This window comes from Acinetobacter amyesii (assembly GCF_002018365.1).
Taxonomy (GTDB): domain Bacteria; phylum Pseudomonadota; class Gammaproteobacteria; order Pseudomonadales; family Moraxellaceae; genus Acinetobacter; species Acinetobacter amyesii.
On record NZ_MVKX01000007.1, the window covers coordinates 125,001 to 137,016 of the forward strand.

Here is a 12,016-nt window from a genome sequence, read left to right on the forward strand (position 1 = left end):
AATCATGAATATTTCAAATAATGCCCCTTCACTTTTTGACGATGGTCAAATTGGATTAGGCTCTTCAAAACCAAGTGCTGAACCTAAAATCAACAGTTCAACCAATTTAGTTGATCTACTGCATGATGGTTTTTACATCGTATTCTTACTCAAAAATCAATATGTTCCATCCAGCCCTGAAAGTTTCAGGACAAAAATTATGGATCTATTAAACCGATTTGAAAGCCAAGCCCGTAAGCTTCAATTCAGCAATGAAGATATCACGGACGCAAAATATGCCTATTGCGCTTTATTAGATGAAACCATTGTCACCCAACAAGATGCACGTTTTTTTGATTTACAAAACAATTGGATGATGAATCCACTGCAATTAAGTCTTTTTGGGTCACAGCTTGCGGGTTACCGCTTTTTTGAAAATTTAGAGCAAATTCGCTCTAAGAATAAAGATCGCTTAGCCGCACTTGAAGTTTATCATTACTGCATGCTCCTTGGTTTTCATGGTAAATACCGACTTGAATCGATTGAAATGCTCAATTCACTCGTTGCACGTGTCGGCGATGAAATTGATTATATGAAAGGTAAAAAGGCGTTTTCGCCTTTCGCGGCATTGCCGGATCAAATTAAAAATATTATTCACCGTGAATTACCATTTTTTTGGATCATTATCTTTTGGGCATTGTTTGCTGTATTAGCATTTGGTGGACTGAAATATATGTTATCCAGTCAAAATAATCAGGCGTTATCACAATATCAAAATGTCATAACTGCCCCATCGGAACAGGCTTATATCACCATTCATTTACCATAAGACTTAGACACCATGGCAAACGAAAAATCGAATAACGTTAGAATTTTACAGTCGACTCAAAAGAATAATTTACCGCCTTTAGCTCATGCTGCGATTGGCTTTCTTGTTGGTGCAGCGGTCATTATTGTTGTTGGCCTGGGATATTTTTATCTAAGTTCTGACGATCAGCCTGCAAATGCAGAAATGACTACTTCTGCCCCAACTGAAGATAAAGCTGAAACTGAGGCAACCACTGCACCCCGTCAAAACGAAAATGAGCAAGCTTCAGCTGAAAAAGCGCTGCAAACCGTTCATGCAACTGAAGAAAAAGATCCGGATAATGGTTTATATTCGAATGATTTAGCTACCGCTTTCAATCATGGCAATACGACTAAAGTGACTCAACCTGTTCAATCTGTAGCGAATAACCGTTCACCTTTTGAAATTACCCAACCGCAGCGCCCTGTTGTAGCTGCTACAACAACCGTTAAACAACATATTCCAACCACATTAGCAAAACCAAAAGCTGCGCCAACAACAGCTAAAGTGACCAAGCCTACAGAGCCATCTACGAAAGCAGCCAAAGAAGATGAGCACTTTGAAGAGCCGATGGGCGGAACGCAAATTTCTGAAACCAAACGTCCAAAAGTGGTTGCTGCAACCAACACTGCCAATGCGACTGTGAGCGCTCCAGTTTCCCCATGATCATCTTTTTGGTTAGTTGTTTCTTTGTCTTAGCACTGGTGACAGTGCTTTGTTTTTCTTATGAACTCAGAATTAAAGTTCAGGATTTTTTCTTTCAAATCATTCCACAAAGTAAAAAAAGAATTCAGCACGCCAAAAATTTTGCTTATGAACTGAACTATGCTGCAGCACCACAACAGATTCAATCACACTGGCATTTACAACAATGGTGGATTTTATTTGCAGGCTTTTTACTGTTTGCCAGTATTTTATTATTTGCTTTTACGCGCCCGATTACTGCAAGTAAAGTAGAAGCAGATTATTTACGTAAAGTCGACCCACAAATTTACGCCATGCTCGATGGACAGGTTTTAGATGCACCTCCTGAGGTTGAAGAATATCTTGTTCAAGAGGCGATCGCTGAAGAAGCAGCAATGATTGAGCAACCATCTGTTATGGCCTCAAGTTTCAATCCAGAAGTTCAAGATATCCATACGCATTCGTTTTCAACAGATGTGCCTTCAGCAGACCGTAAATGGCATAAAATGAACCCTCGTTATAAGCAGCGCTTATTAATGGTGTTTAAAATTATGCGTGAACAGCATGGTTATGAAATGGTTTTGCTTGAAGGCTATAGAAGTCCAGAGCGTCAAAATAATTTAGCCACCAATAAAAATACCACTCGTGCCCGTGGTTTCCAAAGTTATCATCAGTTTGGTTTAGCAGCCGATGTCGCCTTTAAACGCAATGGCAAAGTGGTCATTACTGAACGAGACCCTTGGGCTATGCGTGGTTATCAACTTTATGGTCAAGCCGCTGAGTCTGTCGGTTTAACATGGGGCGGACGCTGGAAATCCATTCAAGATTATGGTCATACAGAATATCGTATGCCAGGCCTGAAAAAAACTGCAGAGATGGCGGCACTACTTACTTCTGAAGGTCAGCTTCAAGCCAATAACATTTCGATTGAGTAATTTCGATGTTGTGCCTGCAAAATATATTTGAAGGCACACCGTATTAATCTAAATAATTTTGTATTTGCTCTATAACTTCAGTTGTTTTTTCTGCATGTAGCCAATGGCCTGCACCTTCTATTTCTACAATTTTTGCATGTGGAAATTGGTGTTCTATCGCATTGATATGTTCCGCTTTTGAAATATAAGGTGACTCTCCACCTTTGATGAACAATACAGGCTGTTGCAAAGTATTTCCGATATTTTCCCAACCAATAATTTGGTCATACTGTTTATAAAGCGCATCTACATTAAACAACCATTGTCCTTTGCTAAAAGACTTGAGTAGAAACTGTATCACCATATCCGAATGAATATATTCACGCATAATTTCAACCGCTTGCTGTCTAGATTGAATTTGTGCATTTTGTACGGCGATCAATGCTTTAAATATTTCATCATGATGACGTTCTTGATATGCAAAAGGCGCGATATCCAATATAACAAGTTGCTCTACCCGCTCTGAGATTAAAGCCAATTGCATTGCGACCTTGCCCCCCATGGAATGGCCAATCACTGAAAACTTATCGATGCCAATTACATCTAATGTCTCAAGTACATCTTTTGCCATCTCACGATAATTCATTTCTGTACTTTGTGGTGATTTACCATGATTTCGTAAATCAAGCTGAATTACTGAATGTGAATTTTGAAAAGCTCTGGCAAGCATTCCTAAGTTGCTCAAGCTGCCAAATAAACCGTGAATAAAGACAAGTGGATACGTTTCTTCGCCTTCTAATTTTTGATGATATTCGTAATTTAGGATCATTTTTGATTACTTTGCTATGTTGATATTATGATGCCTAGTTGACGGAATGAAATCAAATGACAGTTAAAAATTATTAGACTTACTTAGGCTATTTGTATGTGGCAATGATTTAACTTGCTTAGGCTATTTTATAAATGAAATAGCCAACCGCATTCAACTTAAAGAATCTTTGTCTTTAATTTGTAGATTTAAAGTGATTAAAAGGAATTTTTAAATAGCGAATACCATTCCCTTCTGGTTCTGGAAATATACCTGCATCCATATTGATTTGTATCGCAGGTAAAATCAGTTTGGGCATAGCCAAATTTGCGTCACGCTGAGTTCGCATTGTGACAAAATCTTCTTTTTTCGTATCAACATGGATATGAATATTCTGCTGTTTTTGCGCATGCACGCTGCTTTCGCAGCAGTATTTTGACCGGTTTTCTGGTAAATAGTCATGACATAAAAATACGCGCATTTCAGGTGCTAACTGATAAATCTTTTGTACTGAGTCGAATAATACTGCCGCACTACCCTTGGGAAAATCACAGCGTGCTGTGCCATAATCTGGCATAAATAAGGTATCACCGACAAACACAGCATCATCACCAACAACATAGCTCAGACAAGCAGGTGTATGTCCAGGCGTTGGAATGTTATAGGCATTTAACTCACCGATTTTAAATGCCTCATGATCTGCAAATAAATAATCAAAAGACTGATGTGAATTAAAATATTTCACATCAAAATTATAAATGGCGCTGAATGCTTCCTGCACAATCTTGATGTTATGGCTCATCGCAATTTTGCCACCAAGAACCTGTTTTAAATATTGAGATGCGGTTAAGTGATCTGCATGCACATGCGTTTCTAAAATCCATTCTACGCTTAGGCTATTTTCTTGAATATAATGAATAATCAAATCTGCATGCTTCGTTTGAGTAGTTGCAGAAGCGGCATCATAATCCAATACACTGTCTATAATCGCACATCGGTTTGTTTGCGGATCGGCTACCACATAACTGAATGTATTGGTATTTTCATCAAAAAAATGTTGTACCTGTGCACGATTTGACATTAATTTGCTCCCGAAAATTTACGATGTATATAGACGCCCGCAAACATCGCTACAACGAAATAGATCGCTTGATAATAGCCAAGCCCGATCAAAGTAAAGGCTGGCGCAGGACAAATCCCAGCAATCCCCCAACCTATTCCAAAGATAACACTCCCCATGACAAGTTTTGCATCAATTTGATTATTACTCGGTAATTCAATCACCTTCCCATCAAAGGTTGTCGGTTTTGATTGACGAACGGCTATTTGAAATGGAATAAATGCAACTGCTATGGCTCCCATCATCACAAAAGCTAAACTCGCATCCCATTGCCCTGTTATATCAAGGAAACTTAAGACCTTTTCTGGATTAGACATGCCCGAAATCATTAAACCTAATGAGAAAATTCCACCAAAAATAAAAGCCAATATATTTTTCATCATTAAGCTCCGATTACATGTCTAATCACATAAACTGTGATGATCCCAGCCAACATAAAACTAGCAGTTGCAACGAATGAACGCTTAGAAAGACGACTAATACCGCAAATGCCATGACCGCTAGTACAACCTGAACCTAATCTCGTTCCGAATCCAACCAATACCCCGGCAATGATCATCATCCATGGACTTGCATCCAGTTCAATTGTCACAGAGGTCAATTGCCCGTAGATAAAAGGCACAATAAAAAGTCCTGCTAAAAACCAGATCGCAGGTGTTTTTAAAATCGTTTGGATATTCAACGTTTGCGCAATTAAACCACTGATACCGGCGATTCGACCATGTACGTATAGGTAGCCAACTGCGGCCAGGCCCAATAAGGTCCCACCGAGAAAAGCAGTTAGAAATGGATGCATATTCATCTGCCACAAAACATTATATGTTTTTATAATATGTTATTTAGAAAAAGATGCAAGCTCTCACACCGAAATATTCGTTCTAATTTGCTTTTTCCTAATTTAATAATTTAACGGTTCAAGAGTGTTTGATTAATTTATTTAGAAATAATTTATAAACTTGAAAAATCACGAAATATATCCTCGGAGATTTTTCAATAAAGGCTGTTTATTATGAAGTTAATTGAAATAATAGATAATTTATAGATCAATACTGATATCGCTGAGTGCATCGCTCACCCACGTTAAAGCATCTGAACCCAATTCTATAATATTCGAACCAATTTCAGCTAAGTCAGTCAAATCTACAGAAGACAACGGATCAGATGATGTGCTATTTTTTTGCTGTTCTTGTTCAGCTTGCTGCTCAATGGCTTGATCAAGATGAGTTTGATCTAATGGTGATGAGTTTGCATGCTGTTGTAATTCATAGTCGTTATTTTGCATAGGTTTATCCTGTTATTTTGTATTATATTACGTTCAGTTGATATTAATTTGGTTCAAACTCTTTAAGCACCTTATCTACAAACCACCACGGTAAACGCTGAATACTTGAATTCATCTTTAAAATTTCAGCTTGTTCAATTTCCGCAATGAAAGAAGCATGCTGTCCATCGGCAGAGTTATCAAATAAATAACTTCGATCCGTTGCTTCTACCGCCTGCATTAACAGATCCATACTTCGATAATAACGTTCGCGAATTTTTTGTTCTGGCACACCATGTCCACCCGTTTTCACGCGGTACTGAACACGTGAAATATTGATAACAGGATCAATAGTGGAAACATAATACAGATAGGTTCTAAAGCCTTTTCTTTTTGCTTCGCGTAGAAACTCCACCTTTGAAATATGGGACATCACCGTTTCAAAGGTAAAACTAATTTTTAGTTCTAAAAACTGCAAACGGATGTAATCAATAATTCTTGCACAAAGATATGAGTCAATCTGGTCTGGATGAAACTCAATTTTCCACGGATCTAATATCTGAGGTTTACGTGCTAATAGAGGAATAAATTCTCCATCAGCGGGACGCTTTTTCGTATCGAGAAAGTCAATTAATTCTTCTGATTTTAAAGCGGGATGGTAATCCAACAAATTGAGCCGGTGTGAATGTTTCAGTTGAGCTTCGAGTTCATCCGCATTTAAATATGCCCCAATATGATGGGGCAATAAATATTCTTTAACTGTGCTTTTACCTGAACCATTTGGACCCGCGAACATTCTAATGCGAGGTTGTGGAGGCATGTATTAAACAAATTCCTCTGTTTTCTTTTTACGTTTTAAAATTTTAGGTAGATCATCCACTTGTACAAAGTCGGCTGATACATCTTTTATTTGTACTTCTTGACCATTTTGCAGACGTTGAACCAGTTGTAGACCTTTTACATAAACCACAGTGGATGACGCACTTGCTTGTTCAAAAGCATGGCGAAATGCATGGATAGCAAGGCTCGGGATCATATCGTCCTCATATTGGCTTGCTTTCATTACTGAAGTATAAGCTGTCATGGAAACAACTCCTCAAACATCAAAAATAATGTGTTCAATCATCTTATCATACTCGCAATATTTGTCTATTTATCCATCAGTCATACTGAGAGGAAATCGATAAAAATTCAAAGTGCTTAAATCATTTAATTGTATTGCTCGAAAAGAATGTCGTATATGAATCAATGTGTGTGGATAGTTAATCAAGAATTATGTAAATGTTACCTACATTAGATTTATCACCCAATTAAGCATTTAATTTTTCACAAAAAAAATAGCCACTTATTCAGTGGCCAAAAGAGAACGACATCAACAAGTTGATGTATTAGTACTGACCTATGCAACAGGACCAGGGATGTTTGTTGCATATAAATCGTTCTAACCTGATCATAATAATGTGATGGACTTATCATTTTGAGCATATTTCATATCATTTTCTGACAATCTACATTTTCAACTTCCAAGATTATTAGAAACTGTACCTATAGTGAATAATGCTGTAATAATTTTGAAATATTAGACCATTTCGAATTATGAAAAATAGAACAAAATGAAAGAAAGTGAGGCTAGAGCCCAAAAGTTTTAGAAGAGAAATTTAAACCTAAATTATTTTGTAGGACTCGAACAAAATGCACTTTCGTTTAAGCCAGATGACTGCATACCCTGTTGCTGTTGTTGTAAATAATGCTGTGAAGCCACTCGCATTAGATTGGCCATTTCAAGAGCTGAGTTTTGCTGAGAAATTTCTAAAATCTGTCGATATGCATTCAATCTTAAACAAAACGCTTGAGTTTGCTGTTGACCCGTTGCAGTAGATGCAGGATCATCCAAAATAGCTTTGGTTGAATTAATTTGCTCAGTATATGCTTGTATCTGAGCATTATATTCAGCTTGAGTCAGTTGTGGAGTAACCGCTTCTTTCACATTTGCATGTATTACAGAAGCAGTAAACACAGAGAAAATAAAGACATAAAGTTTATACATCAATGGAGAATGCATAAATTAAGCCTCATCACCTTCTTTCCAGACATCTTCATAATCATCAGCATCGATCATAAAACGATAGCCTACATCCAAAGCTAAATACGGTAGCACTTCAGGCACGACATCTTGCAGTTTACGCACAGTCATTGTTTCAAAGTTATCTGCGCCTTCAAGCTCACCACCATAAATATACCAACTGACATTTTCATCACCTTCTGCAGGCTTACGAATACCAACAATTGGATCTTTATTTAAGGTATGAACAGCCACAGCAATTACATCATCGCCCTGCACTTCTACATATGCAGAACCCACTTCTTCACATAAAAGCTTTTGTTCTGCAATCAATTCTGCCAAAGGTGATGAATTTTGCGTATGTTTTGCCATGTTTGTTCTCAGGCCATATAGGTTTCGGGCATTCTACCGTGAATTACACGTATATAGATAAATTTTTTCCGTGCGAAAGCATTCGTGCCTTGTTTTATTAATTCATTTATAGCAAAAGACTCAATGCAGTAGATTCCATGTAAAGATATAAACAGGAATAAAGGAAACTTAATTCAAGACATATACCGCTCAAACACAGTAATAGATGAATAAAAAATTGAATCAGCATGCAAACAGCAAGCTTCTTTACCACCACAGATTTAACTTTTGCCAATACCTGTACAAATTTGGACAAATACCCAGTTTTCCAAACTTACATGATTTATGAAAGAAATCGTCAATGCCTTGCACACTTCATACATCCAAAACACTGACTAAAAAATACACAAGATGATTAATACGCTCATATATAGGACTATAAAATATGACTTAGCTACACAATAGATGCTCAGCTTATCTAAAGCTACCTACTTCCAAGGAAATATTCCCACAGAATATTCAATTCGCTAAGGCAAACAAAATATCTAGCGTGAGCCCTCTCATTTATGAAAGCATTTCATTGGCTTAAAAATATGCCTTATAAACCAAAAAATTAACTATCTTTTTAATTTTTATATACTTAGGATACAAATTAGCTTTATTCTTTCAAATAACTCGATTAAATGCCGCGAGCAATTTAGATTCCTTTACACTCGAAATAAGTTAAACCTTAGAATTTTTTAAATCGCTGTATAAATACCATCTTTACGACTATGCATGAGTAGGCTGTTCAACTGACGATCTATAAGGTGGATACACAAGCCATCTCACCTTTAAGATCATTCGCACTGATTATTGCTAAACGTATGCACCACGATAAAGCAAGTTTACACAAAAGATATCAACAGTTTTAGCCAATTGGGTTTAAAATGATGTCCTACAATATAACGATAAAAATGTAATCTTTTAACATTGCCAATTCTTTGCAAAGTTCGCATTATATAGCCCAATCTCGGCACATGCTTTTCACGTCAATTCAAAGAAATTATAAAAAAAATGTGGAATTTTATGCCATAATGAGCAAACTTTGCAGGTATCTTGCAAAGTAAATTTGCAACTTTTTATTGGAGCAAGCTGAATGAGCTCGACCATTTTGGTCATTCATGGACCGAATCTCAACTTACTGGGAAAACGTGAACCCGAAGTTTATGGCTATCTAACACTCGAAGATATCAACCAAAAACTGATTTCACAGGCTCAAAACGCTTCCATTTCTCTCGACACTTTCCAAAGTAATTGGGAAGGTGCTGTCGTCGACCGAATTCATCAAGCGCAACAAGAAGGTGTTCAATTCATCATTATTAACCCAGCAGCCCTGACACATACTTCGGTTGCTGTGCGTGATGCCCTTCTTGGTGTAGCCATTCCGTTTATCGAAGTACATCTATCAAATGTCCACGCTCGCGAAGCATTTAGACATCACTCCTATCTATCTGATAAAGCCGTTGGCGTTATTTGTGGTTTAGGTGCAAAAGGTTATGCCGCAGCACTAGACTTCGCCATCGAAAAAATTCAACCAACTTCTCAATCTTAATTAGGAATACTGTTCATGGATATCCGTAAAATCAAGAAACTCATCGATTTGATGATTGAATCTGACTTACAGGCGATTGAAGTTAAAGAAGGCGATCAATCTATCGCTCTAACTCGTCGCAATCCAGTTGTTGCTGCCGCTGCGCCTGCTATGGCTGCTCCTGCCGCTGCGCCTGCTGCACCTCGTTCACCACGTGGTGCTGTTGAGCCGTCTCCTATGGTTGGTGTGTTCTATGCTGCGCCAAATCCAGGTGAAGCACCATTTGTGAAAGTTGGTCAAACTGTATCTGCTGGTGAAACACTCGGTATCATCGAAGCAATGAAAATCATGAACCCAATTGAAGCAACTCAAAGCGGTGTGATTGAAGAAATTTTGGTTAAAAATGGCGAAGTGATCCAATTCGGTCAACCATTATTCCGCTATCGCGCTTAAGACCACGGGGAATCACAATGTTGCAAAAAGTTTTAATTGCAAACCGTGGTGAGATTGCGCTCCGCATCACCCGCGCTTGCAAAACTTTAGGAATTAAAACCGTAGGGATTTATTCCGATGCCGACAAAGACCTAATGCATTTACGCTTCTGTGACGAAGCCGTGTGTATTGGACCAGGTGCCAGCAGCGAAAGTTATCTTAATATCCCTGCCATTATTACAGCGGCTGAAATCACCGGTGCAGATGCCATCCATCCAGGTTATGGTTTCTTATCTGAAAACGCTGAGTTTGCTGAAATTGTAGAAAACTCAGGTTTTATCTTTATTGGTCCGCGTCCTGAACACATTCGCTTAATGGGGAACAAAGTTTCTGCCATTATTGCCATGAAAAAAGCTGGTGTACCGACTGTTCCGGGTTGTGACCATGCTGTAACGATTCACAATGCATTGGCAGAAGCCAAAGAAATTGGCTTCCCATTGATCGTAAAAGCTGCCTCAGGTGGTGGTGGTCGTGGTATGCGTATCGTTGAACGTGTAGACACGCTACTCGAATCTGTACAAGCTGCTCAACGTGATGCGGAAATGTGGTTTGGTGACGATACCGTTTATATGGAACGTTTCCTTCAAAAGCCACGCCATGTCGAAGTGCAAGTTCTTGCAGATGGTAATGGCCATGCAATTCACCTTTATGATCGTGACTGTTCTTTGCAACGTCGCCATCAAAAAGTGCTTGAAGAAGCGCCTGCTCCGGGTTTACCTGAAGAAGCACGTGCGCATATTCTTGAAGCATGTGTAAATGCTTGTAAATTAATGCAATACCGTGGTGCGGGTACATTCGAGTTCTTATTTGAAGAAGGTGAATTCTTCTTTATTGAAATGAATACTCGTGTACAAGTAGAACATCCTGTTACTGAGCAAGTTACTGGTGTAGATATTATCGAGCAACAATTACGCATTGCTGCTGGCTTAGGTTTGGATCTTCAACAAGAAGATATTCAACTTAAAGGTCATGCGATTGAATGTCGTATTAATGCAGAAGATCCATCTACATTTATGCCTTCACCGGGTAAAATCGACCATTTCTATGCACCGGGTGGCGCAGGTATCCGACTAGATTCTCATATCTATCAAGGATATAGCATCCCACCATACTATGATTCAATGATTGCAAAACTCATTGCGCATGGTAAAGACCGTGACACCTCTATTGCGCGCATGAAACAAGCTCTAGAAGAGATTATCTTAACTGGCGTGAAAACCAATATTCCGCTACATAAAGATTTGATTCTTCAAGATAAAAATTTCTGCGAACAAGCAATGGATATTCACTATCTTGAAAAGCATCTATTAAAGAAAGTCGAAGGACATGAAGATAAATAAATCTTCAGCGTCAAAAAAACCACTCAAATGAGTGGTTTTTTATTTTCATAATAAAAGGTCTATAATCATGCTTAAGGCAAAACTCGACGCAATGTCGCAAAACACTGCTGAGCCTGATCATTGGCACAGAAATTTATAACCGATGGACTTTTCCACTTTACAAAGTACTGTGAAATCTCGCCGGTTTGATCTTGAATATTGCCCGAACAATCCATCTGATTATTGTCATATTTCACTTGCAAAATCAGTGCTGGAATTTGCACATTCGGATCTTGCGCAGGTTGATAGTCATACACCCCTGATGACCACTCTTCACCGCTTTTGATCACAACATCATTATTACTCTTAAAATTATAATATTCGACGCACTTTTTATTGGTCGGAATTTCCATGCCCCATAAGCCAACCAATTCAGAACGTGTTGTCACCCTAAAGCTATTCACCGCTTCAACTTGATTTTTAGCCTCTGAATTTTGAGTTGTATTCTTATTATCTGCCGCCATCACCAACGATGAACTCAACATGAGTAAAACTGTAAGATATGCTATTTTCATACATTTAATCAGTCATATAAATCATGCTCTT

Annotated in this window: 16 protein-coding genes; 6 read left to right on the plus strand and 10 right to left on the minus strand. The window is 38.2% G+C overall.

Going from position 1 to position 12,016, the window contains the following annotated elements; all coding sequences use genetic code 11:
* Positions 1-4 precede the first annotated feature (4 nt).
* The 3 genes from icmH to B1202_RS11695 are packed head-to-tail and all read left to right on the plus strand — an operon-like array spanning position 5 to position 2,445.
* Positions 5-808, plus strand: coding sequence for a type IVB secretion system protein IcmH/DotU (icmH, locus tag B1202_RS11685; RefSeq protein ID WP_078190778.1), 804 nt, complete (start codon positions 5-7; stop codon positions 806-808).
* Between the two features lie 12 nt (positions 809-820).
* The gene (locus B1202_RS11690; RefSeq protein ID WP_078190779.1) at positions 821-1,492 is read left to right on the plus strand and encodes a hypothetical protein; all 672 of its coding nucleotides are present in this window, start codon (positions 821-823) and stop codon (positions 1,490-1,492) included.
* On the plus strand, positions 1,489-2,445 hold the full coding sequence (locus tag B1202_RS11695) for a M15 family metallopeptidase (RefSeq protein ID WP_078190780.1): 957 nt from the start codon (positions 1,489-1,491) through the stop codon (positions 2,443-2,445). Before B1202_RS11690 ends, B1202_RS11695 begins: the two co-directional genes overlap by 4 nt.
* Before the next feature lie 43 nt (positions 2,446-2,488).
* On the opposite strand, the gene B1202_RS11700 is transcribed toward B1202_RS11695, so the two are convergent.
* The 9 genes from B1202_RS11700 to B1202_RS11740 all read right to left on the minus strand — a co-directional run bounded on the left by B1202_RS11700 (position 2,489) and on the right by B1202_RS11740 (position 8,047).
* A complete protein-coding gene (locus tag B1202_RS11700; protein ID WP_078190781.1) occupies positions 2,489-3,253 on the minus strand; it encodes an alpha/beta fold hydrolase in 765 nt (254 codons plus the stop codon).
* A gap of 175 nt (positions 3,254-3,428) precedes the next feature.
* Positions 3,429-4,313 carry an MBL fold metallo-hydrolase gene (locus tag B1202_RS11705; RefSeq protein WP_078190782.1) on the minus strand — a complete coding sequence of 295 codons (885 nt, stop codon included), beginning with the start codon at positions 4,311-4,313 and terminating at the stop codon, positions 3,429-3,431.
* The gene (locus tag B1202_RS11710; protein WP_078190783.1) at positions 4,313-4,732 is read right to left on the minus strand and encodes a DUF6691 family protein; all 420 of its coding nucleotides are present in this window, start codon (positions 4,730-4,732) and stop codon (positions 4,313-4,315) included. The genes B1202_RS11705 and B1202_RS11710 overlap by 1 nt, the downstream gene beginning before the upstream one ends.
* Positions 4,733-4,734: 2 nt before the next feature.
* Complete coding sequence (locus B1202_RS11715; RefSeq protein ID WP_078190784.1) at positions 4,735-5,148, minus strand: YeeE/YedE family protein; 414 nt, start codon at positions 5,146-5,148, stop codon at positions 4,735-4,737.
* Positions 5,149-5,388: 240 nt separating this feature from the next.
* On the minus strand, positions 5,389-5,634 hold the full coding sequence (locus tag B1202_RS11720) for a hypothetical protein (RefSeq protein WP_078190785.1): 246 nt from the start codon (positions 5,632-5,634) through the stop codon (positions 5,389-5,391).
* Positions 5,635-5,677: 43 nt separating this feature from the next.
* Complete coding sequence (locus tag B1202_RS11725) at positions 5,678-6,409, minus strand: zeta toxin family protein (RefSeq protein WP_078190866.1); 732 nt, start codon at positions 6,407-6,409, stop codon at positions 5,678-5,680.
* A 27-nt stretch (positions 6,410-6,436) separates the two neighbouring features.
* Positions 6,437-6,697 carry a hypothetical protein gene (locus B1202_RS11730; protein WP_078190786.1) on the minus strand — a complete coding sequence of 87 codons (261 nt, stop codon included), beginning with the start codon at positions 6,695-6,697 and terminating at the stop codon, positions 6,437-6,439.
* Between the two features lie 585 nt (positions 6,698-7,282).
* On the minus strand, positions 7,283-7,675 hold the full coding sequence (locus B1202_RS11735) for a hypothetical protein (protein ID WP_078190787.1): 393 nt from the start codon (positions 7,673-7,675) through the stop codon (positions 7,283-7,285).
* 3 nt (positions 7,676-7,678) lie between these two features.
* A complete protein-coding gene (locus tag B1202_RS11740; protein ID WP_078190788.1) occupies positions 7,679-8,047 on the minus strand; it encodes a hypothetical protein in 369 nt (122 codons plus the stop codon).
* Between the two features lie 1,117 nt (positions 8,048-9,164).
* Here B1202_RS11740 and aroQ point away from each other — a divergent pair.
* From aroQ to accC, 3 genes are read left to right on the plus strand one after another with little or no spacing between them, the layout of a single operon-like run.
* Positions 9,165-9,620: a type II 3-dehydroquinate dehydratase gene (aroQ, locus tag B1202_RS11745; protein ID WP_078190789.1), complete on the plus strand. Its 456-nt coding sequence runs from the start codon at positions 9,165-9,167 to the stop codon at positions 9,618-9,620.
* A 15-nt stretch (positions 9,621-9,635) separates the two neighbouring features.
* The gene (gene accB / locus B1202_RS11750) at positions 9,636-10,052 is read left to right on the plus strand and encodes an acetyl-CoA carboxylase biotin carboxyl carrier protein (RefSeq protein WP_078190790.1); all 417 of its coding nucleotides are present in this window, start codon (positions 9,636-9,638) and stop codon (positions 10,050-10,052) included.
* Between the two features lie 17 nt (positions 10,053-10,069).
* Entirely contained in the window at positions 10,070-11,431 is a 1,362-nt protein-coding gene (gene accC, locus B1202_RS11755; protein WP_078190791.1) for an acetyl-CoA carboxylase biotin carboxylase subunit, read from the plus strand.
* 71 nt (positions 11,432-11,502) lie between these two features.
* On the opposite strand, the gene B1202_RS11760 is transcribed toward accC, so the two are convergent.
* Entirely contained in the window at positions 11,503-11,985 is a 483-nt protein-coding gene (locus tag B1202_RS11760) for a hypothetical protein (protein WP_078190792.1), read from the minus strand.
* Positions 11,986-12,016: the final 31 nt, after the last annotated feature.